20 protein-coding genes are annotated in these 21,534 nt (G+C 71.4%); 14 read left to right on the forward strand and 6 right to left on the reverse strand.

What is annotated here, in order from left to right:
• The first annotated feature begins 12 nt into the window (after window positions 1-12).
• The gene (locus JOD64_RS14495; protein WP_204942714.1) at window positions 13-1,176 is read left to right on the forward strand and encodes an FAD-dependent oxidoreductase; all 1,164 of its coding nucleotides are present in this window, start codon (window positions 13-15) and stop codon (window positions 1,174-1,176) included.
• A gap of 38 nt (window positions 1,177-1,214) precedes the next feature.
• On the opposite strand, the gene JOD64_RS14500 is transcribed toward JOD64_RS14495, so the two are convergent.
• Entirely contained in the window at window positions 1,215-2,444 is a 1,230-nt protein-coding gene (locus JOD64_RS14500; RefSeq protein WP_204942715.1) for an MFS transporter, read from the reverse strand.
• A gap of 96 nt (window positions 2,445-2,540) precedes the next feature.
• Between JOD64_RS14500 and JOD64_RS14505 the strand changes: the two genes are divergently transcribed.
• From JOD64_RS14505 to JOD64_RS14515, 3 genes are all read left to right on the forward strand, one after another.
• A complete protein-coding gene (locus JOD64_RS14505; RefSeq protein WP_204942716.1) occupies window positions 2,541-3,140 on the forward strand; it encodes a TetR/AcrR family transcriptional regulator in 600 nt (199 codons plus the stop codon).
• Between the two features lie 74 nt (window positions 3,141-3,214).
• Window positions 3,215-4,552: an acetyl-CoA carboxylase biotin carboxylase subunit gene (locus JOD64_RS14510; RefSeq protein WP_204942717.1), complete on the forward strand. Its 1,338-nt coding sequence runs from the start codon at window positions 3,215-3,217 to the stop codon at window positions 4,550-4,552.
• 150 nt (window positions 4,553-4,702) lie between these two features.
• Window positions 4,703-5,623 (forward strand): hydroxymethylglutaryl-CoA lyase, encoded by a 921-nt coding sequence (locus JOD64_RS14515; protein ID WP_204942718.1) that lies wholly within the window; start codon window positions 4,703-4,705, stop codon window positions 5,621-5,623.
• Between the two features lie 61 nt (window positions 5,624-5,684).
• On the opposite strand, the gene JOD64_RS14520 is transcribed toward JOD64_RS14515, so the two are convergent.
• Complete coding sequence (locus JOD64_RS14520; RefSeq protein WP_204942719.1) at window positions 5,685-6,260, reverse strand: snapalysin family zinc-dependent metalloprotease; 576 nt, start codon at window positions 6,258-6,260, stop codon at window positions 5,685-5,687.
• Between the two features lie 169 nt (window positions 6,261-6,429).
• On the opposite strand from JOD64_RS14520, the gene JOD64_RS14525 reads away from it, so the two are divergent.
• The 3 genes from JOD64_RS14525 (at window position 6,430) to JOD64_RS14535 (ending at window position 12,036) form a co-directional block, all read left to right on the forward strand.
• A complete protein-coding gene (locus JOD64_RS14525) occupies window positions 6,430-7,962 on the forward strand; it encodes an acyl-CoA carboxylase subunit beta (protein ID WP_204942720.1) in 1,533 nt (510 codons plus the stop codon).
• 77 nt (window positions 7,963-8,039) lie between these two features.
• Window positions 8,040-9,188 (forward strand): acyl-CoA dehydrogenase family protein, encoded by a 1,149-nt coding sequence (locus JOD64_RS14530; protein WP_204942721.1) that lies wholly within the window; start codon window positions 8,040-8,042, stop codon window positions 9,186-9,188.
• Window positions 9,189-9,321: 133 nt separating this feature from the next.
• The gene (locus tag JOD64_RS14535; protein WP_204942722.1) at window positions 9,322-12,036 is read left to right on the forward strand and encodes an ATP-binding protein; all 2,715 of its coding nucleotides are present in this window, start codon (window positions 9,322-9,324) and stop codon (window positions 12,034-12,036) included.
• Window positions 12,037-12,252: 216 nt separating this feature from the next.
• Here the strand turns inward: JOD64_RS14535 and JOD64_RS14540 are convergent, their stop codons facing one another.
• Window positions 12,253-12,771, reverse strand: a complete 519-nt coding sequence (locus JOD64_RS14540; RefSeq protein ID WP_204942723.1) for a MarR family winged helix-turn-helix transcriptional regulator — start codon at window positions 12,769-12,771, stop codon at window positions 12,253-12,255.
• A gap of 99 nt (window positions 12,772-12,870) precedes the next feature.
• Between JOD64_RS14540 and JOD64_RS14545 the strand changes: the two genes are divergently transcribed.
• Both JOD64_RS14545 and JOD64_RS14550 read left to right on the forward strand, forming a co-directional pair.
• Entirely contained in the window at window positions 12,871-13,452 is a 582-nt protein-coding gene (locus JOD64_RS14545) for a YceI family protein (RefSeq protein WP_204942724.1), read from the forward strand.
• Window positions 13,453-13,747: 295 nt separating this feature from the next.
• Window positions 13,748-15,226 (forward strand): glutamate-cysteine ligase family protein, encoded by a 1,479-nt coding sequence (locus tag JOD64_RS14550; RefSeq protein ID WP_204942725.1) that lies wholly within the window; start codon window positions 13,748-13,750, stop codon window positions 15,224-15,226.
• A 184-nt stretch (window positions 15,227-15,410) separates the two neighbouring features.
• On the opposite strand, the gene JOD64_RS14555 is transcribed toward JOD64_RS14550, so the two are convergent.
• On the reverse strand, window positions 15,411-16,925 hold the full coding sequence (locus JOD64_RS14555) for a hypothetical protein (protein WP_204942726.1): 1,515 nt from the start codon (window positions 16,923-16,925) through the stop codon (window positions 15,411-15,413).
• Between the two features lie 122 nt (window positions 16,926-17,047).
• On the opposite strand from JOD64_RS14555, the gene JOD64_RS33000 reads away from it, so the two are divergent.
• From JOD64_RS33000 to JOD64_RS14565, 3 genes are all read left to right on the forward strand, one after another.
• Window positions 17,048-17,416, forward strand: a complete 369-nt coding sequence (locus JOD64_RS33000) for a hypothetical protein (protein WP_239559518.1) — start codon at window positions 17,048-17,050, stop codon at window positions 17,414-17,416.
• Window positions 17,417-17,500: 84 nt separating this feature from the next.
• Entirely contained in the window at window positions 17,501-17,746 is a 246-nt protein-coding gene (locus tag JOD64_RS33005) for a PASTA domain-containing protein (RefSeq protein WP_307813404.1), read from the forward strand.
• A 183-nt stretch (window positions 17,747-17,929) separates the two neighbouring features.
• Window positions 17,930-18,769 (forward strand): PASTA domain-containing protein, encoded by an 840-nt coding sequence (locus tag JOD64_RS14565; protein ID WP_204942727.1) that lies wholly within the window; start codon window positions 17,930-17,932, stop codon window positions 18,767-18,769.
• 9 nt (window positions 18,770-18,778) lie between these two features.
• Here JOD64_RS14565 and JOD64_RS14570 read toward each other — a convergent pair whose 3' ends face one another.
• Together JOD64_RS14570 and JOD64_RS14575 are read right to left on the reverse strand one after the other, a co-directional pair.
• The gene (locus JOD64_RS14570; protein WP_204942728.1) at window positions 18,779-19,240 is read right to left on the reverse strand and encodes a hypothetical protein; all 462 of its coding nucleotides are present in this window, start codon (window positions 19,238-19,240) and stop codon (window positions 18,779-18,781) included.
• Between the two features lie 98 nt (window positions 19,241-19,338).
• The gene (locus JOD64_RS14575) at window positions 19,339-19,623 is read right to left on the reverse strand and encodes a hypothetical protein (RefSeq protein WP_204942729.1); all 285 of its coding nucleotides are present in this window, start codon (window positions 19,621-19,623) and stop codon (window positions 19,339-19,341) included.
• Window positions 19,624-20,250: 627 nt separating this feature from the next.
• Here JOD64_RS14575 and JOD64_RS14580 point away from each other — a divergent pair.
• Both JOD64_RS14580 and JOD64_RS14585 read left to right on the forward strand, forming a co-directional pair.
• Window positions 20,251-21,132, forward strand: coding sequence for a helix-turn-helix domain-containing protein (locus JOD64_RS14580; protein WP_110562910.1), 882 nt, complete (start codon window positions 20,251-20,253; stop codon window positions 21,130-21,132).
• Window positions 21,102-21,323, forward strand: coding sequence for a DUF397 domain-containing protein (locus JOD64_RS14585; protein ID WP_204942730.1), 222 nt, complete (start codon window positions 21,102-21,104; stop codon window positions 21,321-21,323). Before JOD64_RS14580 ends, JOD64_RS14585 begins: the two co-directional genes overlap by 31 nt.
• Window positions 21,324-21,534 lie beyond the last annotated feature (211 nt).

Here is a 21,534-nt window from a genome sequence, read left to right on the forward strand (position 1 = left end):
CTGGAGGTGGACATGCTGCCCACGAGCACCGACGTCCTGGTGGTGGGCGCCGGCCCCACCGGTCTCGCCACCGCGCTGACGCTGGCCCGGCGCGGGGTCGAGGTGACGGTGCTGGACCAGCTGGCCGAGCCGCCGACGACCTCCCGTGCGGCGGTCGTGCACGCGTACACCCTGGAGGTGCTGGACCGGATCGGCGCCGCGGCGCCGCTGGTCGCCCAGGGGGTGCGGTCGCCGCGCTTCACCGTCCGCGACCGGGACCGGATGTTGCTGTCGGTGCCGTTCCACGAGCTGCCGTCCCGCTTCCCCTACGCGCTGCTGGTCTCCCAGTCGGTCACCGAGGCGGTGCTCACCGAGCGGTTGGCCGACCTCGGCGTCCGGGTGCGGCGGCCGTGCCGGCTGACCGGGCTGGATCTGACCGCTGACGGGGTGCTCGCGCAGGTCGACGGGGAGGCGTTGCGCGCCCGCTACGTGGTCGGTGCCGACGGCTTGCACAGCACCGTGCGGCAGGCGGCCGGCATCGAGTTCAACGGACTCAGCGACGCGGAGTCCTTCGTGCTCGCCGACGTGCGGGTGGACAGCGCCCTACCCCGTGAGGAGGTGGCGCTCTTCCTTGCCCGCTCCGGGCCACTGGTCTGGGCGCCGCTCCCCGACGGAGTGGTCCGGCTGGTAGCCGCCGTGGAGACAGCCCCGGCCGCACCGGACGTGGCCTACCTCCAGGCGCTGCTCGACGAGCGCGGCCCGACGCGACGGCCCAGCCGGGTGACCGAGGTGCTCTGGGGCTCCCGGTTCCGGGTGCACCACCGGCTCGCCGACACCTTCCGAGCCGGGCCGGTCCTGCTGGCCGGGGATGCCGGGCACGTGCACAGCCCGGCCGGCGGGCAGGGCATGAACCTCGGCATCTGCGACGCGGTTGCCCTCGGCACCGCGGTGGCGGACGTGCTCCACGGGGGTCCGGAATCGCTGCTCGACGACTACACCGCCCAGCAGCGGCCGATGGCCGAGGACGTGCTGAGCTTCGCCGCCGGGCTGACCCGGCTGGCCGCCGTGTCCCCGGCCCGCCGCCCGGCCCGGGACGTGCTGTTCCGGCTGCTCGGCGCACTGCCGCCAGCCCGCCGGAAGGTCGCGCTGCGCCTGTCCGGGCTGTCCCATCGGGAACGGACACCGGGCTACCGCTAGGCCGCGCCGGTGGGGCTCAGCACGCCGGGCTCAGACCACTAGGCCGCGCCGGTGGGGGTCAGCACGCCGGGCTCAGCCGGCCGCAGTGTCCGCCAGGCGGCCAGGGTGACCAGCGCGAACGTGCCCGCCGCCGCGCCCGCAACCGGCACCGTGCCGTACGCCGCGGCGGCCAGCCCGGCGACCGCCGCCCCGACCGGTGCGGTGAGCAGACCGACCATCCGCTGGGCCGCACCCACCCGGCCGAGCAGCCCGGCCGGCACGTGCCGCTGCCCGTACGACGCACAAAGGCTGTTCCACACCACGGTGCCGGCCGCGAAGACGGCCAGCGCGAAGCCGCCCGGCACCGGACCCCGGGCAAGCGCGAAACCGGCCAGCGCCACGGTCTCCACGGCGAGCACCGCGCGCAGCGCCGGCACCGTGCCGAGCCGGGCGGCGAGCCGACTCGCGCCGAGAGCCCCCGCCACACCGCCGACGATGGCAGCGGCGGCGAACAGCCCGTACCCGGCGGGCGGCACCCGCAGCACGTCCAGTGCGTAGAGCACCAGCACCGCCATGATTCCGCTGATCGCCAGGTTGCTCGCGGCGGCCAGCAGGGTCACCCGCCACAGGACCCGGTGCGCGCGCAACCAGCGCAGCCCTTCGACGATCTCGCTCCACACCGACCCGCGCCGCACGGCCGGCCGCGGATGCGCGCTCGGGACGGGAGCCAGGGCCAGCACGAGCAGGGCGGCCGCGGCGAAGGTGAGGGCGTCGACCGCGAACGGGAGAGCCGGGGCGACGGCGAAGAGGACACCGGCGGCGGGTGCGCCGAGGAAACCCCCGGCCACCGCAGCGCCCGCCTGAAGTCGACCGTTCGCCCGGGGCAGCGCGTCCGGCAGCACCAGCGCGGGCAGCAGCGCGAACGAGGCGGAGTCGAAGAGGGTGCCCAGCGCGGCGAGCAGGAACGCCGCCACCAGCAGCACCGCAACGCTGATCCGGTCCAGGGCGACCGTCACGGCCAGCGCCGCCACCACGATGGCGCGTACCCCGTCGACCAGGGCCATCGTCCGACGACGGTCCCAGCGGTCCGCGTACACGCCACCGAGCAGGCCGAAGAGCAACGGCGGCAGTTGGCCGGCCACGGTGATCGCCGCGATGATCCGGGGGTCGCGGGTCACCGCCGCGGCCAACAGGGCCAGTGCCGGCGTACGCAGCGCGTCCCCGAACCGCGACGACACGGCCGCGGACCAGAGCAGCCGGAAGTCCCGGCCGAGAGGGGAGGAGGTCATCCGGTGACCGTGCGGGTTCGACCGGGTCGAGGGTCAAGCCGGGCGCTGCGCCAACCGCCACTCCATCGCGGGCAATTCGCGGTCTACGCTTGCCCGGTGACGGTGGAGCAGCAGGCACGGGGTGCGGCGGGTGCGGGCCGGCGCAGATCCCGCAAGGACGAAATCCTGGAGATCGCGGTCGGTCTGTTCGCCGCCCGCGGCTATCACGGCGTGTCGATGGATGACATCGGCGCGGCGGCCGGTGTCACCGGTCCGGCGCTCTACCACCACTTCGCCGGCAAGGAGGCGATGCTGGCCGCCGCGCTGATCCCGGTGAGCGAGGGTTTGCTGGCCGGCGGGCGGGAACGCGCCGCCGGGCGCCCGGACGACCCGCGTGGTGTGTTGGAGTCGCTGATCGACTTTCACGTCGAGTTCGCGCTGGCCAACCCGGCGGTGATCGCGTTGCACCTGCACGAGCTGGACCGCCTGCCGGAGGAGCCGCGGCGGCGGATCCGTCGCCTGCAACGGCTCTACGTCGAGGAGTGGGTCACCGTGCTGACCGCGCTGCATCCGGGTATGCCCGATGGTGAGGCGCGGGTGCTCGCGCACGCCGCGTTCGGCCTGATGAATTCGACCCCGTTCCTCGGTGGCGAGGTGGACCGGCGACGCCGCGCCGAGTTGCTGCGCGACGCCACCCTGGCCGCTCTGCTCGCCTGAGCCCGACTCGTCAGAAGTCCACCGGTCGTGATTCCCTAACCATCGTCCCAACATCCGGACGCTGGGGAGGAAACATGATCGAGTCACTGCTGGTCGCCAATCGGGGTGAGATCGCCCGCCGGATCATCCGTACCGCCAAGCGGCTCGGCATCCGCGCGATCGCGGTGTACTCGGAGGCCGACGCCGACCTGCCGTTCGTCGCCGAGGCGGACGAGGCGGTCCTGATCGGCCCGCCGAACCCGGCGCAGAGCTACCGCAACACCGAGGCGATCATCGCCGCCGCGAAGTCGACAGGTGCGCAGGCCATCCACCCCGGGTACGGCTTCCTGTCGGAGAACGCCGAGTTCGCCCGTACCGTCGAATCGAGCGGCCTGATCTGGGTCGGGCCCGGCGCGGACGCGATCAGCGCGATGGGCGACAAGATCAATGCCCGGAACCTGATGGCCGCGGCCGGCGTTCCGGTCGCGGCCGGCACCGCCGACCCGGCCGCCGACCTGTCTGCGGCCGTGACGGCCGCTGCCGAGATCGGCTACCCGGTGATGGTCAAGGCCGCGGCCGGTGGCGGCGGCATGGGCATGGGCGTGGCCGTCGACGAGGCCGCACTGCGCACCGAGTACGACAAGGTGCGCACGTTCGCCGAGCGGATGTTCGGCGACGGCTCGGTGCTGATCGAGCGGTACTTCCCCCGGGTGCGCCACGTCGAGGTGCAGATCCTCGGCCTGGCCGACGGACGGGTGGTGGCGCTCGGCGAGCGGGAGTGCTCGGTGCAGCGGCGCAACCAGAAGTTGGTCGAGGAGTCCCCGTCGCCGGCGGTGTCGCCGGAGCTGCGGTCCCGCCTCCTCGCGGCGGCGGTGCGTGCTGGTGAGGCGGTCGGCTACCGCAACGCGGGCACCGTGGAGTGCCTGCTCGACCCAGCCTCCGGTGAGTTCTTCTTCCTGGAGATGAACACGCGACTGCAGGTGGAGCACCCGGTGACCGAGTACGTCTACGGCGTCGACCTGGTCGAGGAGCAGTTGCGGGTGGCGGCCGGGTTGGCCCCGACCTTCGACCCGGACGCGCTGGTTGCGCGTGGGCACGCGATCGAGATGCGGATCAACGCGGAGGACCCGAAGCGCTTCTTCCCCGGCCCCGGCGTGATCAGGACCTGGGTGGAACCGACGGGTGACGGTGTCCGGGTGGACTCCGGCTACACCGAGGGCAACACCGTCACCCAGTTCTACGACAGCCTGTTGGCCAAGCTGATCATCAGCGGCGCCACCCGGGACGAGGTGCTCGAGCGCGCGAAGGCAGCGGTCGCCCAGTTCCAGATCGAGGGCCCGAAGAACAACGTCCCCTTCTTCGCCGAGCTGCTGGACAACGCCGAGTTCCGCTCCGGCACCTACGACACAGGCATCGTCTCCCGAATGCGCTAACCCCACCCCCCCACCCGCCCCCGCGCCGGTGATCAAGAGGCTTGCGTCAGGATTCCGGCTGCGGATGACGCAAACCTCTTGATCAACAGGTGGGGTGGCATGCTGGGAGGACCCCCAGCACAGCACTACGTCACAGTGAGGTGACCCCTTATGGCGGACCTGCCGGATTTCGTCTCCATTCGCGAGGTCGGGCCGCGCGACGGCTTGCAGAACGAGGACCCGATCCCGGCCGACGCCAAGGTGCGGCTGCTCGACGCGCTCTCCGCCACCGGCGTACGCCGGATCGAGGCGGTGTCGTTCGTGCATCCGCTGGCGATTCCGCAGATGGCCGACGCCGACGACGTGTGGCAGCGAGCGGCGAAGGCCGACGGCGTGCGTTATTCGGCACTGGTGCCGAACACCCGGGGTGCCCAGCGGGCTCTCGCCGCCGGGTTCACCGAGATCGAAGTGGTCGTCTCGGCCAGCGACACGCACAACCGGCGCAACGTCAAGCGGTCCACCGACGAGTCACTCGACGACATCGCGGAGCTGATCGACCTGTTGCACGGCGCTTCCGCGCGGGTCGAAGTGATCGTGGCGACCAGCTTCGGCTGCCCGTACGAGGGGGACATCGACCCACAGCGGGTGGCCGGGATCGTGGACCGGGTGGTCCGCGACGGCGCCGACCGGGTCGCGTTCGGCGACACCACCGGCATGGGCACGCCGCGCCGGGTCCGTGAGCTGCTGACCGCGGTCCGCGACCGCAACGCGCACGTCCCGGTCCTGCTGCACTTCCACAACACGCGGGGTACGGCGCTGGCCAACCTGTTGACCGCGCTGGAGTTGGGGGTGACCGAGTTCGACGCCAGCGTCGGTGGTCTGGGCGGCTGCCCGTACGCGCCGGGGGCGAGCGGCAACCTGGCCACCGAGGAGGCCGTGCACATGCTGCACGACATGGGCGTCGACACCGGCATCGACCTGGCGGCCCTCATCGAGGTGGCGGAGCTGGCCGAGGAGTTGCTCGGCAAGAAGCTCCCGTCCGGCGTGCTGCGCGCCGGCCCGCGGACCCGACTGACGCCGATGCCGAGCTGACCGCTGGGCAGACACGGGGAGGGGCCGGCGCCATGCCGGCCCCTCCGACGTACCCGGTCGATCAGCTCACGGAGGTGAGCATGCTCGGCCAGCTGTCGCGGAAGATGTCAGCCCCGGCGCGGTCCGTGCCACGCTCGGTGGCGATGCGGGTGCCGGCGAAGAGGTTGCTCACCCGGTTCGCCTCGGCGGTGCTCGGGTACGGGTTGGTGCAGCTGGTGCCGGCGCTGCCACCGGACATCAGCAGCGAGCAGTTTCCGTTGTAGTTGTCCGGCAGGCCGAGGATGTGCCCGATCTCGTGGGTCACGATCCGCAGCGGGCTGTACTGCGCCGCCTGCTGGGTGTCGATGTAGACCCGGCCGTTGCCGAGGCTGGTCCGCACGGCGTACGAGCCGCCGCCGGTGATCTGGTAGATCCGCAGGTTGGAGCCGCAGTTGGCGGAGAGCGTCAGGTTGCTGGTGGCGTTGTTCCAGATCGAGGCGGCCTGGCTGGCGGTGCCGGCGTAGCTGCCGGCCTGGCTGGTGTTGTAGCAGATGGTCATCGCGGCGGACGCGGGCGAGGGGTTGGCGACCGTGACGCCGAGGGTGGCACCTGCCGTCGCCACCAGGGCGACCGCGAACCGACTGAGTCGTGAGGTCATCGCTGACTCCAATCCGGGAGGAGGGGGTGCCAGGAGCCTAGCGACAAGCATTCACGTTTTTCAATGTCTTGCCCTGGGCTTCACCGTCTGGTTCGCTCATGGGTCGCCGACAGTCGCGCCGATGCGCTAGCCTAACGATCGTTCAGGTCAGTATGGCGAGGGAGTCGGCGTGACGCTCGACAGTGAGGCGCTGGAGCAGCTGCGCAAGCGGGCCCGGTCCGGCGGCGCGGACAAGTACCACGCGGCCAACGCGGCCAAGGGCAAGCTCTTCGCCCGTGAGCGGGTCGCGCTCCTGGTCGACGAGGGCTCGTTCGTCGAGGACGGCCTCTACGCGAACGCGCTGGCCGAAGGGCTGCCCGCCGACGGGGTCGTCACCGGCACCGCCACGATCGACGGCCGCCAGGTCTGCCTGATGGCCAACGACTCCACCGTCAAGGCCGGCAGCTGGGGCGCTCGCACCGTCGAGAAGATCATCCGCATCATCGAGCGCGCGTACGGCGCCGGTGTGCCCATGGTCTACCTGGTCGACTCGGCCGGCGCCCGGATCACCGACCAGGTCGACCTCTTCCCCGGCCGGCGTGGCGCCGGAAAGATCTTCTGGAACCAGGTGCGCGCCTCGGGTTCCATTCCGCAGGTCTGCGCGTTGTTCGGTCCGAGCGCCGCCGGTGGGGCGTACATTCCGGCGTTCTGCGACGTGGTGGCCCTGGTCGACGGCAACGCCAGCATGTACCTCGGGTCCGACCGGATGGTCGAGATGGTCACCGGCGAGAAGACCACCCTGGAGGCGATGGGCGGGGCCAAGGTGCACACCGCCGAATCGGGCGTCGGGCACTTCCTCTGCAAGACCGAGGCCGACGCGCTCGACGTGGTGAAGACCTACCTGTCGTACCTGCCGGCGAACTGGACGCAAGCGCCGCCGACCGCGCCGGCGGTCGCCGCGCCCGCGAAGGCCGACCTGGCCGCGCTGGTGCCGGCCAGCGAGCGGCAGGCGTTCGACATGCGACGGTACGTCAAGGGCCTGCTCGACGAGGGTTCGTTCTTCGAGATCCAGGCGCTCTGGGCCAAGGAGTTGACCATCGGCTTCGGCCGACTCGACGGCCAGGTCGTCGGTGTCATCGGCAACAACTCGATGTTCAAGGGTGGCGTGCTCTTCGTCGACTCGGCCGACAAGGCGACCCGGTTCGTGCAGCTGTGCGACGCGTTCAACGTGCCGCTGCTGTTCCTCAGCGACGTACCCGGCTTCATGGTCGGCAGCGCCGTGGAGAAGCAGGGCATCATCCGGCACGGCGCCAAGATGATCACCGCGATCTCCGAGGCGACGGTGCCGAAGATCTGCGTTGTGGTGCGCAAGGCGTACGGCGCCGGCCTCTACGCGATGGCCGGCCCGGGCTTCGAGCCGGACGCCACCATCGCGCTGCCCACCGCGAAGATCGCGGTGATGGGGGCCGAGGCTGCCGTGAACGCGGTCTACGCCAACAAGATCGCCGCCATTCCGGACGAAGCCGAGCGGGCCGCCTTCGTCGCCGCCAAGCGGGCCGAGTACGAGCAGGACATCGACGTGGTCCGGCTCGCCAGCGAGCTGGTGGTGGACGCCATCGTCGAGCCGCACGACCTGCGCACCGAGTTGGTCCGTCGCTTCGCGGCCGCGCGTACGAAGGATCGGCACTTCTCCCGCCGTCGGCACGGCGTCACCCCGGTCTGACCCTCGACCCCGGCCCCCACAGCGACCCGTCCCGACGTCACGAGCGCCGGGCGGGACCGTCCTTACAGGAGGATGAGATGGACTTCCGGCTCACCGACGAACAAGCGGCGCTGCGGGACAGCGTGCGGGACTTCGCGCGCGAGGTGGTCGCCCCGGTCATCGCCGAGCACTACGAGCAGCACACGTTCCCGTACGAGGTGATCCGGCAGATGGGCAAGATGGGCCTGTTCGGCCTGCCCTTCGGCGAGGAGCACGGCGGCATGGGCGGTGACTACTTCGCGCTCTGCCTGGCCCTGGAGGAGTTGGCCCGGGTCGACTCCAGCGTGGCCATCACGCTCGAGGCGGCGGTCTCGCTGGGCGCGATGCCGATCTACCGCTTCGGCACCGAGGAGCAGAAGGCAACGTGGCTGCCCAAGCTGCTCAGCGGTGAGGCGCTGGCCGGGTTCGGTCTCACCGAGCCGGGCACCGGCTCGGACGCCGCCGGCACCCAGACGCGGGCGGTGCTCGACGGCGACGAGTGGGTGATCAACGGGTCGAAGGCGTTCATCACCAACTCGGGGACCGACATCACGGCCATGGTGACCGTCACCGCGGTGACCGGCACCAACCCGGACGGCTCCAAGGAGTTGTCGACCATCATCGTGCCGACCGGCACGCCCGGCTTCACCGTGGCGCCCGGCTACTCCAAGGTGGGGTGGACCGCTTCGGACACCCACGAGTTGACCTTCGACGACTGCCGGGTGCCGGCGGCCAACCTGCTCGGCGAGCGGGGCCGTGGCTTCGCCCAGTTCCTGCGGATCCTCGACGAGGGTCGGATCGCCATCGCCGCACTGGCCGTCGGCCTCGCCCAGGGCTGCGTCGACGAGTCGATCAAATACGCGAAGGAGCGGCACGCCTTCGGCCGGCCGATCGGTGCCAACCAGGCCATCCAGTTCAAGATCGCGGACATGGAGCTGAAGGCACACACCGCCCGGTTGGCCTACTACGACGCTGCCGCCCGGATGCTGGCCGGCGAGCCGTTCAAGCGGCAGGCCGCCATCGCCAAGCTGCACGCCAGCACGATCGCGGTGGACAACGCCCGGGAGGCCACCCAGATCCACGGTGGGTACGGCTTCATGAACGAGTACCCGGTGGCCCGGTTCTGGCGGGATTCCAAGATCCTGGAGATCGGCGAGGGCACCAGCGAAGTGCAGCGCATGATCATCGCTCGTGATCTGGGCCTCTGAAGGTTCCGCCGAGCAAGCTGACTGACCGGCCCCGGCGGGGCTGTCCAGACGGCTGTCGGGTTTCGGCGAGCAGGCGTCGGTAGCCCGACGTTCGGCTGCCGTCGGTCGTAGTCGATCCGTACTCTTCGTGCCCATGACTCCGGATCATGATCGGTCGCGGAGCCCGGCTGGTCGTACCGCCCTGCCGGAGCTGCTCCGCGGGCATCGACGCGCCGCGGGCCTGACCCAGGCCGAGCTGGCGTCGCGGGCCGGGGTGGGTGTGCGAACGGTGCGTGACCTGGAGCGTGGTCGGTCGGTCCGGCCGCAACGCACCACTGTCGAGTTGCTGGCCGCGGCGTTGGCGTTGACCGGCACCAAACGGGCGGTATTCCTGGCTGCAGCCCGCGGCTCGGCCGGTGCCGATTCATCCTGGCCGGACGCCACCTCGACGACGGCGCTCCCGGTCAGCGGCGCAACCGCGTCGGAATCCGCACCCGCCGATCCGCCGGTCGTCCTTCCGCCGCCGGTCACGCTGGTCGGCCGAGATCGCGACCTCGCCGAGTTGGCCGGAATGCTGACCGCGGAGCGCGGGCCTCGTCTGGTGAGCCTGGTCGGCTTGGCCGGGGTCGGCAAGACCGCGCTGGCGCACGCGGTGGCGCACACGGTGGCCTTCGCCCATCCGGCCGGCGTCGCGGGGGTGCTGGTCGGCGAGGGCTCGGACGGTCCGGACGTGCTCGCTGCCTCGATGTCCGTACTCGGCGCGGCGCGGCTGCCGGACCTGGCGGCTCGGCTCGCCGGGCGGCCGGCGCTGCTGGTGATCGACGCCGTGGACCGCGCCCCCGTCCCGGCGGCCGCGGCGCTGCACCGCCTGACCGGTGCGCTGCCCTCGCTGCGGGTGTTGGTCACCGGGCGGCATCCGGTCGGGATAACCGGTGAGAGGGTCTGGCCGGTCGCGCCACTCGACGTGCCCCCGCCGGGCGCCGAAGGCTCCGGGGCGGCCACGCTCGAATCGTGGCCGGCGGTCGCGTTGTTCACCTCCCGGCTCGCCCAGATCCGCCGCGAGCCGCCCACCCCCGAGGAGCTGCCAGCGCTCGCCGCGCTGGTTCGCCGGCTGGGAGGGTTGCCGCTGGCCATCGAGCTGATGGCCGCCCGGGGCCGACTCCTCGACCTCACCCAACTGCTCGACCGGTACGGCGACCGGGTGCTCGACCTCGCCACTACCGCCGATCCAGCGGTCCGCCTCGGTTGGGAAGCACCGGACGCGCTCACCCGTCGGGCGAGCGGCCCCGACACCACACCTGCGCCGGCGGCGGTCACGATCACCCTGCGTGAAGCGGTGGCGACCAGCTACCGATTGCTGGCACCGGAAGAGCGGGCCGCGCTGCGCCGGCTCGCCGTGTTCGGCAATCGCTGGTCGGTGGAGTTGGCCGAGGAGATGCTCGCCGACGAGGCGGACCGGGACGGCACGGTGGTGATCGACCCTGTTCCGCTGTTGGACCGGTTCGTCGAGCTCGGGCTGCTGAGCGTACGTGGCGCCGGCTCGTTCCGATTCCGGCTGCTCGACGCGGTCCGTGACTATGCCGTCGAGCAGGCGGCCGGCGGGGGCGAGTCGACCCGCATCCGACGTCGGCACGCGGAGGTGATCGCGCGCCTGGCGGCGCGGACCGCGACCGAACTGGTCGGCCCCCGGTCGTCTGAGGCGGTGCAACGGCTGGACGAGATGAGCAGTGACATCAGCTCGTCGCTGGTGCACGCGGCCACGGACGACCCGCTGATCGCGCTGCGGCTGGCAGCCTGCCTGACCCGCTGGTGGCGGTTCCGTGGGCGCGACGTCGCCGGGCGGCAGTGGCTGCGGCGGCTGTTGGCGGACCCGCGGACCGCCGACGCCGATCCGGTCCTGCGTGGCTGGGCCGCTCTCGGGATTGCCCGGCTCGCGGTCGAGCACGGTGCGGGCGCCGAGGAACTGCCGGCGGCGCGTACGGCGTTGGATATTTTCCGGCAGGCCGGCGATGTCACCGGGGAGCTGGAGGCACGAGACGTACTCGGCACCCTGCTGCTCTCCGTCGGCCAGCAGGACGAGGCTCGCGAGCAGGCCGAGACGGTGCTGCGGATGGCCGCCCGCAATGGTCGAACCAGGGACCTGGCGGTGGCCCAGAACAGTCTCGCCTGGCATGAGATCCGGGTTGGCGACCTGGCGGCAGCCCGCCGCCGGCTCGCTGCGGCGGACCGGCTCGCTGCCGAGAGTGGGGAGCAGCGGCTCCGAGTGCTGGCCTGGGCCAATCGGGCCGAGGTCGCCCGCCTGGAGGGCTGGTACGCGGACGCCGTGGACCACGGCCGACGGGTCGTTGCGGCGTTGTCCGAGCTGGGTGATCCGGGGCTCCGCCGGCGGGTGCTCGGCAAACTCGGGTTGGCGCTCGCTCAGGACGGGCGTGGTGCCGAGGCCGCCGAGGTGCTCACCGAGCTGCGCGCGGGGGCCGCCGAGGCCGTATCGGTGCGAGCGCCGGCTCGGCCGGCCGTCGCACCGCGACCGCGCTCGGAGGACGTCGCGCTGTCCTCGGGTGGGGCGGAGGCAGGGCTCTGTGCGTTGATTGAGGGGAATCTGGCGCTGCACCAGGGTGACCGGGAGTTGGCCGCCGAGTGGTTCGCCGCCGCCGCCGACGACGCGGGTCAGGATCGCAGAGACGTGGTGGAGGCCCTGGTGGGACTGGCCGCGAGCACCGCGAACCCGGCCGTCCTCGACCGGCTGGAGCGGGTCTGTCAGGAGAACGACATTCGGCTGCTGCCGCAGGAGTCGGGGCTGCTCTACGCGTTGACCGCCGCTCGGGGTGGGCCGGAAGGACGGCAGCCGCGACAGGCTGGGGTGTCGTGAACGACCCTGGGGATGTCGGCGTCGGGGAGAGTGGCGCGGGCGAAGAGCCCCCTTGGTGCTACCCCTCGCTGTCCGCCCGCGCCGTCACCCCCCGGTGATCCCCGGTGAAGGAAGCCTGCCACCGCTACGGCGGCAGGAAGTCGGGTTAGACCGAATCCTCCGGCTTGGCCGGGCCAGTTCTGCCGGTCTTTCTGCCGGTCCTGCCACGTACGGCGCTCAGCGTTGTCTGCCGCTGCCGGTGGCGGCGGTTTGCTGCTCAGGGCCGACGTCGTCGCTGCCAGCGGTGGCGCATGGATGCGCGGCGTCACGGACTCGACGCAGCCCGTCCAGAAGAGCCGCCAGCGCCTCCGGGTCGAGTTGGCCGGTGAACCACTGCTCGATCATCTGCAGATGCCCGGGTAGCGTCTCGTTCAGTCGGGACATCCCGGCGGCGGTGACCACCGCGTACGAGCTGCGTCGGTCACTCGGACAGGCTCGGCGGGTGAGTAGACCGTCCCGTTCCATCCGGTCCACGACGCGCGTCACGCCGCTGGTCGACAGCGAGGTTTGCGCCGCGAGGTCGGTCATGCGCAGTTGGTTGCCCGGCGAGCGGGCGAGTCGGGTGATGACCTCGAACTCGACCGCGGAGAGGCCGTGCTCCTCGAATTGGGCGTTGAACCGGGCTGACAGCCCGGCGTGTGCCTCGAAGAGCAGGCCGACGGCGGTGATCCGAGGATCGTCGAACACGTTGGTCACGGGTTCACCCTACCAGTACTTGACACGGGGAATGTTGTTGCGGTTGTATTTGCTTCAGCAGTCGTTGGGCTACTAAACATTCTTCTGGAGGACAGCAGCATGACCAGCAGCATCGATGCGGTTACCCGCGACTGGGACGGCCTCACCATCCCGACGGCCGGCACCTACGCGCTCGACGTGGCACACAAGCGTGTCGGCTTCGTTGCCCGGCACATGATGGTCAGCAAGGTTCGTGGTGAGTTCAAGGAGGCGACCGCCACCATCACCGTTGCCGAGGACCCGCTGCAGTCGTCGGTCGTCGCGACCATTCAGGCCGCCAGCATCGACACCACCCAGGCCGACCGGGACGCACACCTGCGCAGCCCCGAGTTCCTGGAATCCGAGAATTTCCCGACGATCGAGTTCCGCAGCACCGGGGTCAAGTCCCGTCGTGGCAGCGAGTTCGTGCTCACCGGCGAGCTGAGCATCAAGGACGTCACCCAGCCGGTCGAGCTGAAGGTGGAGTTCGAGGGTGTCGGCCGCAGCCCGTTCGGTCAGGACATCTTCGGTTTCTCCGCGAGCACCGAGATCGACCGCGAGGAGTTCGGCCTGACCTGGAACGTCGCCCTGGAGACCGGCGGCGTGCTGGTCAGCCGCAAGATCAAGATCGAGATCGAGGGCGAGGCCGTCCGCCAGGCCTGATCCACCCCGGATCGTCAGTACGCAGGGCCCGCGCCGCACGTTGGCGCGGGCCCTGCGTCGTCTCCGTACCCGACGCCGATGCCGTGGTAATTGTCACGAGTTGTTCGTACCGCCATCCGGTCCGGTCGGTCGACGACGGGGTACAGATGGCGCCACGAGCGCGCCCGCTCCGGTCGATGTCGGATCACCGCTGTCGGCCTCTGGCCCGGTCAGGTGGGCGCTCTTAACGTGGAGGGTTCACAATGCGCTTTCCGGGACGGCAGGATCCCGACCGCGCCGGCCGTCGGGAGGACACATGGGCAGGGACGTCTCGCAGGGCGCCTTCACCCGGGACGATCGCGTCCGCTACCGGCAGAAGGTGCGGCGCTGCCTGGACGTCTTCGCCCTGATGCTGGACGACTTCGGGTTCGACGCCGACCGGCCAATGACCGGCCTGGAGATCGAGCTCAACCTGGTCGACTCGGCCGCCGAGCCGGCGATGCGCAACGAGGAGATCCTCGCCGACATCGCCGACCCGCTGTTCCAGACCGAGCTGGGGCAGTTCAACCTCGAACTCAACGCCGAGCCCCGACTGATCGAAGGCACCGGCTTCGCCGACTACGAGCACGACCTGCGCGGCAGCCTCTCCCGGGCCGACGAGCGCGCGGCCAAGTCCGACGCGAAGATCGTCCTGGTCGGGATCCTGCCCACCCTCACCGAGGGGCACCTGGTCGAGGACAACCTCTCCACCAACGAGCGTTACCGAGTGCTCAACGACCAGATCGTCGGCGCCCGCGGCGAGGACATCGAGCTGGACATCCGTGGCGTCGAGCAGTTGCAGACGCACACCGACTCGATCGCCCCCGAGGCCGCCTGCACCAGCCTCCAGTTCCACCTCCAGGTGGCACCGGACAGCTTCGCCGACTACTGGAACGCGTCCCAGGCCATCGCCGGTGTGCAGGTGGCGATCGGGGCGAACAGCCCCTTCCTGTACGGACGCCAGCTCTGGGCCGAAACTCGGATCGCCCTGTTCGAGCAGGCCACCGACACTCGACCGGATGAGCTCAAGGCCCAGGGCGTACGACCCCGGGTGTGGTTCGGCGAGCGCTGGATCACCTCGATCTTCGACCTGTTCGAGGAGAACGTCCGGTATTTTCCGCCGCTGCTGCCAATCTGCGAAGACGAGGACCCGGTGGAGGTGCTGCACGCCGGCGGTGTGCCGCAACTCGGCGAGCTGAGGCTGCACAACGGCACGGTCTACCGGTGGAATCGCCCGGTCTACGACATCATGAACGGCCGACCGCACCTGCGGGTGGAGAACCGGGTGCTGCCGGCCGGTCCGACGGTGGTGGACATGCTCGCCAACGCGGCCTTCTACTTCGGGCTGGCACGAGGGCTGGCGGAGGCGGACCGCCCGATCTGGAGTCAACTCACCTTCAGCTCCGCCGAGGAAAACTTCCACGCCGCCGCCCGACGTGGCCTCGACGCCTCGCTGCACTGGCCCGGCCTCGGCGACGTGCCGGTCTCCAGGCTGGTGCTGGAGCGGTTGCTGCCGACCGCCGCGGCCGGCCTGGACGGGTTCGGTGTGGCCCCGGCGCAACGGGACCGCCTGCTCGGCATCATCGAGCAGCGCTGCCGGACCGGCCGTAACGGTGCCGTCTGGCAGACCGAGGCAGTGTGGGCCGCGGAGCGCCACCACGGCATGGACCGCACGGCAGCCCTGCACCACATGGTCCAGCGCTACGCCGAACTCCAGCGCGCCAACGAACCCGTCCACACCTGGCCAGTCAACTAACCCAGAACCCCCACCCACCGCACCCGGCCGCCCGCCCCCTGCCGCCAGCCCCCGTCGATCATGAGGTTGTTGCCACGACACGCCGGGTGGGGTGGCAATAACCTCATGATCGACGATGTGGGTCGGGTCCGGAGGGCCCGGAGGGTCCGGAGGGTTGGGCCCGGAGGGCCCGGTGGGTCGGGGTTTAGTCGGTGGTGGGGCGGGTGGGTCGGCGGGTTGCGCGGGTGCGCCGACCGCTGGCCGTCGGATCCTCCGCTGTTCCTGTTTCGGCAGGGTGGGCTGGACCGGAGAGGTTCGGTTCGGTACGCGGCGCGGGCACCCGCGGTGCGGCGGTGGCCTCGCCCGGTAGAGGGCCCGTCCCGGTTGTCCGCGGTGCGGCGTCGGCCCTGCCGCGCCGAGGCGCGGTGCCGATCGACGAGGCGGAAGTCGACGGCCCGGAGTCGCCCCTGTCGACCGGAGCCGGGTTGGCCCGAGCGGTCGGGGTCGGCCCGCCGCCGCCGGTGGCCGAGGTCGAGTCGCTGCGAGTTGCCGAGGTCGAGTCGCCGCGAGTTGCCGAGGTCGAGTCGCCGCGAGTTGCCGAGGTCGAGTCGCCGCGAGTTGCCGGGGCTGAGTCGCCCTGAGTTGCCGGGGTCGAGCCGGTTTGAGTTGCCGGGGCCGGGGCGGTCTTCGTGGCCGACGCAGCCGCACTCCGGTCGGCCCGCTCGGCCAGGACGGCGGCCAGCACCGATCCGCCGATACCGGCCAGCACCGCATACGGGGCGATCAGCTGGGTGGACAGCTGCGCGGGGCCCAGCGTCGACCAGTGCGGCAGAGTGGTCAGGTAGGCGAGCGCGACGAGCACCGGACCGGCAGCGCCGGAGGCCGCGGCGCCGACGCGGTGCCCGGCCGATCGGGCGGCCCGCCGGGCGGCCAGCGCGCCGATCAGCAGCGCGGGCACGAGTGCCAACAGCGCGCCGGGCCAGTAGAGCTGGTCGGATATCCAGTAGCGCGGGTGGTCCGGGTCGAGCTGCCAGGTGCCGAGCTGGGCGCCGGTCAGCCCTCGTCCGACGCGTACCCCGTCGATCACCGAGACCACCGCGAGCAGCCAGAGCCAGGCGGCGGTGGCGGTCACGTTGATCGCCGCAACCCGGGAGCGAAGCGCCCAGATCGCGACGAGCACGCCAATCAGGATGCCAAGCGTCGCCTGCACCGCGGCCGTCCGTTGTGGTGCTCCGGTGTCTGCTCCGGTGGCGACCCGCGCGGGTACGGCGATCAGCAGCACGGTGACCAGCCCGCCGATCCCGGCGCCGAGCGCAAGGGCCACCCGCCGCAACAGGTCGCCTCGGCCACGGGTCGGGGCCTCGACCACCGGTGCTGAGCGCGTGACGGTCGCCGCGGCGCCGGTGACGTGCCCGCCCTGGGTCGGCTGCTCCGGCGAGGTCGCGGCGTCAGGACCCTCCTCGGATTGCGGCTCGGCCGGCGCTGGTGCGTTGCGTTGGTGTAGCCGCTGCGCGCAGACTGCCCCGAGGACCGTCGAACTGGCGGCGAGCCAGGTGGCCCAGGCGAGGCCGTCGGCCCAGGCTGTATCGGTGGCACCGGCATCGGTGGGCGTCCACGTGAGAACGCCCAGCCCGTAGCCGAAGCCCAGTTGCGCGGCGCCCGCGCCGGCAGCGACCCCGATCGCGGTCGCGATCGACACTCCCCAGCCCTGTCTGGCCATGCCGGGCAGCGTAACGTCCCGTCGTCGGTGCGGCGAGTCGCAACGACCCGCCGGTATGAACCGCCGGCGCAGCGGATTGGGCGACGGGCGGTACGGTCGCCGGTGATGAGGCGGTGGGCGGCATGACGGACACGAACATGGGCCAGCAGGATGCCGTTGGCGGCTGGGACGGCGGCGGGCCGGGGCGGGCCAACGTACTGCTCGGTGGTGGGTTGGTCGCTGTGCTGCTCGCCGCGATCGGTGCGACCGGCGGGTGGCTGCTGGCCGGCGACGGCGACAACCCCTCGGGGGATCCGCTGGCGGTCGCGACCACGGCCGGTCCGCCGACCGGCCGGGCCACCGCGCCCCGGCCGAGCACCGGCCGGACCACGCCATCGCCCGTCCGGACCTCCGCCACGGCCACCAAGGGGGCCGGCCTGACCGTGCCTCCGGTGGTCGGCACCGACTTTGTGCAGGCCCGGGACATGCTGCGCAAGCAGCGGCTGGGCTGACAGCTGATCTTCGGTAGCGGCGCGGGTCGTACGGTCGAGAGCGCCGCACCGGAGGTGGGCGCCGAGGTCGCCCGGGGTACGACCGTGCAACTGCAGGTGGCTGGGCCAGCGCCAGACGCGGAGGTGCCGGACGTGGTCGGAAAGGACTGCGCAAAGGCCGTCGACGATTTGATCGACGAGGGTCTGTACCCGCGTTACATCAGTGGCCGCAGCGGAAAGGTCGCCAAGCAGGAGCCGGCCGAGGACGGCCCTGCCCGATGGAACGACGAGGTCAGCATCTGGTGTGGGGCGGGCGCCCCGGACCAGCCGACCACGAAACCCACTTCCTGATCTCGCCCCGCGAGCCGATCCTCGCGACGACCCCGGAAGGCCGCACCAGCCGGATATCGGAGCACCACGTCAGTGCTGGCGTCCGGCGCGGCTCGGCACGCTGATCCCCACCGATGGCGGTGCGGGCGGCTAGGTTGACGGTCGAGGGCCATGACGCCCGTCCGGTTCGGGAAAGGACGTGCGATGAGCGACGACCGCCAGGAGCCGCCCACCGGCGAGCACGACGATGACCGGACCCGCCCCCTGCCACCCGCCAGCGACCGCCCGGAGCCACCGCAACCGGCCCGACCCGCCGCCGAGCCGGATGAAACGGCACCGATCGGCCGAGATGTCTCGGCTCGCCCCGCCGTGTCCCCCGACGAGACCATGCCGATCGATCGTTCCGCCGCCACTCGACCGGGCCCGCCGGTCGACCGGACGGCGCGGATACCCGCGGAGCCGTCGGCCTCGCCGTCGTGGTCCGGGCGGGCCGAGGTCCGACCGCCCCGGTCGGCTGAACCCGCCGGGGATTGGTACGTCGAGGAGCAGGGCGGCCGGCGATGGTGGCTGCCGATCCTCTGGGGTGTTCTCGCGCTGCTGCTCGCCGCACTGCTCGGGGGTGCGCTCTGGTTGGTGCTCTCGACGCGGGATGACGACCGGGACGGTCCGGCTTCCACTCCGTCACTCCCGCCAGCCAGCGCCACCAGCGCCGCACCGACCAGCGCATCCCCCTCCTCGGCCGCGCCGACCAGCGCGACGCCGAGCAGCCCGGCGGCCACCAGCGCGTCGGTCGAGGTGCCGGTGCCACCGCTCGCCGGCCTGCCGCAGGCCACCGCCGAGGGTCTGCTGGACCGGCTCGGCATTGCCTACCGGGTGGTGTACCGCCCGTCGGAGTTGCCGCCGGGGACTGTGGTGGGCACCGAGCCTCAGACGGGCACGCCGGTGTCGACCGATGACGAGGTGCTGCTGATCATCTCGCAGGCCCGGCCCTCGACCGGGGTGAGCCCGACCGCGCCGAGCCCGACGTCGTCGAGTACGCCGTGACACCGGCGGTCACCACATCCGGCGGCGGGTACCGACCAGGCCGAGGCCGGCCAGCGAGATAGCGAGCCCGAAGATCCCGGACCAGAACAGGGAGCGGCGGGCGTCCGGCGCGTTGCGCCCCACCGGAGCTGCTTCGGTGAGTTCCTGACTGCCGTCGGACTGGCCGCCGGCACCGCGGCCGGCCACCGGCTCGGTCGGGTCGGTGACACCAGCGTGGCTGCTCGGGCCGTCGGCGCCGATCCAGTCGGGTTCTTCGTGCACCGATGGACCGTCGTCCGTCGGCGGGTCGGCGTCGACCACGGTGATCTCCGGTGCGGGCACCGGTGTGGCCAGCCGGGTGGATGACATCGCCGGGTCGTGGACGAGGACCAGGAGTGTGGCCATCGCCCCGAGGAGGGCGAGCAGTCCAAATGCGTAGGCGATACGGGAGCGGTGGTGCCGCCGCAGGGCGGGCTGATTGACCATGACCATCCCAGGGTCAGGGTCCTGGACGCGCGGGTGGAACAGTGCCGGGGTGGGCGTACCGATTCTATGGCGACGGCACGCCCACCGGCGGCGGATCGGGTCGGTCAGCCGACCCGGAGTGGTGTGCGGGTCACCGGACGTCGGGCCCGTACGGTGTGGGGGCGGGGCTCGGAGGCTGCCTGCAGTTGCTGCAGCCCGTCCCGCTGGACGAAGATCGACCGTCGGTTGACCGCGTCGCCCGCGGCGTTCAACTCGTAGCCGTCGAGCCAGAGCCAGCCGTCATAGGTAGGCCAGTCGAGCACCCGGATGACCCGGAACTTGATGGGCCTGAGGAACTGGACACTCGCCGCGCGAGTCACGTGCAGTACGTCACCGGTGCGGGGAAGCACATGGGCTCCTGGGGAGGGTCGGCCGGCAGCTGCGCCGGCGGTGCCTGAACGGGGGACGTCTCGGCCGGCGACGGGGTCGTGCCTCGTGAACCGGTGGTGCGGATGGTGGTGGTCGGGCCGTACCCCGCTGGTGGCGTGCCGCCACCCGACCACCACCCGGCTGCTTCCGGGAACCGCGCCCGCCGCCGCAGCTTGCCGGCTTGCAGCGGCGAGGTCATTACCCCGGAGCAGGTCTCGGTGTCGATGGCCGGGCCCGCGCCGTGCCCGGCTTCCCCGGATCGGTGGGGTCACCACTCCGAGGGAGCGGACGGAGACGCTGAGTGATCCGTGCCATACGGACAGAGTGCATCAGCGACGTGCTTCATGCAAGTTGCACGTCGACTTTTGCCGATACGTGAACGTGTCGCGCGAAAGGCCTATTGAAGCCTTCCGCGTATGGACGGCACACTGGGAGCCGGTTTCGCCCGTCGCGGCCGGCCGAGGACCGGCACCACCCCCATCGTCGCGAACGCTCGCCGGTCGACGGTCGCGCCCCCGGCGGGTGTCACCCAGTGGCGCGTCGACCGGAGGTAGCCCGAGTGGGGTCGAGCAGCCAGCGGCGGGGACCAGTGGCTCACAGGTTGCGCGATGAGTGAGCGGCGCAGTCCCACCATCAGACGGCGGCGGCTCGGAGCCGAGCTGCGCCGCCAACGGGAGTCCGCCGGGATCACGATCGAGGTGGTCGCCGAGCAGCTCGAGTGTTCGGCGTCGAAGGTCTCCCGGATCGAGACCGGGCACACCACGGCCACCCCTCGCGACGTGCGGGACATGCTGCGGATCTACGGCGTGGTCGGTGCCGAGAGCGACGAGCTCGTGCAGATCGCCCGGGAGGCCCGACAGAAGGGCTGGTGGCATCCGTACAGCACGGTGCTCGTCGGCGCGTACGTCGGGCTGGAGGCGGCCGCGAGTTCGATTCGGGCGTACGAACAGCAGGTCGTGCCGGGTCTCCTGGAGACCGAGGAGTACGCCGGGGCGATGATCCGCGCCGCTCGTCCGGACTTCACCGCCGATCAGGTGCACCAAAGGGTGCGTGTCCGTCTGGGCCGTCAGTCGTTGTTGACCCAGGACGATCCGGTCGATCTGTGGGTGGTACTCGATGAGGCGGTGGTGCGTCGGCCGGTAGGCGGGGACGAGGTGATGCGTGGCCAACTCAAGCGGTTGGTCGAGGTGGCCGAGTTACCGAACGTGACGCTGCAGATCCTGCCCTTCGAGGTGGGTGCACACGCTGGCATGGACGGCACTTTCACGATCCTCAGCTTCCCCGAACCCGGTGATCCGGATGTTGTGTACGCGGAGAACGCCACGGGTGGGCTTTTCCTCGAGAAGAGCGACGAACTGCAGAAGTACAGCTTCATCTTCGATCACATCCGCGCCGCGGCCATACGTCCAGAGGAGTCCGTCGCACACATCGCAAAACTGGCAGAGGAGCCGTTGTGGAAATGGCGACCAAAAGGTTCCCCGTGGACCTGACGCAGGCAGCATGGTTCAAGAGCTCGAAGAGCGGGCCGAACTGTGACAACTGCGTCGAGGTGGCGTACGTGACGGGGGCGGTCGGAGTGCGGGACTCGAAGGACAAGGCGGGCCCAGCCCTGGTCTTCGCCCCGAGTGACTGGCACGCCTTCGTCGGCGGCACCCGAGGCGGTGCGTTCGGCGCGGTCTGACCGAGTGGTCAACTGAGGTCCCCGTCCGGGTCAGACCGGACGGGGGCCTTGTCGTGTCCAGGGAGGCCGGGCAGCGCCCGCGTCGCGACGGCGGTCGGCGAGGTTCCGCCGGGATTCCCGTCGCCACAGCGGGCTCGTCTCGTTGAACTGGTCGGTGCGGCGCAGGTCGACGACCCGCCGTACCGATCGGCAACCGAGCGAGGTAGGCGAG

The sequence above is a fragment of the Micromonospora luteifusca genome (assembly GCF_016907275.1).
Classification (GTDB): domain Bacteria; phylum Actinomycetota; class Actinomycetes; order Mycobacteriales; family Micromonosporaceae; genus Micromonospora; species Micromonospora luteifusca.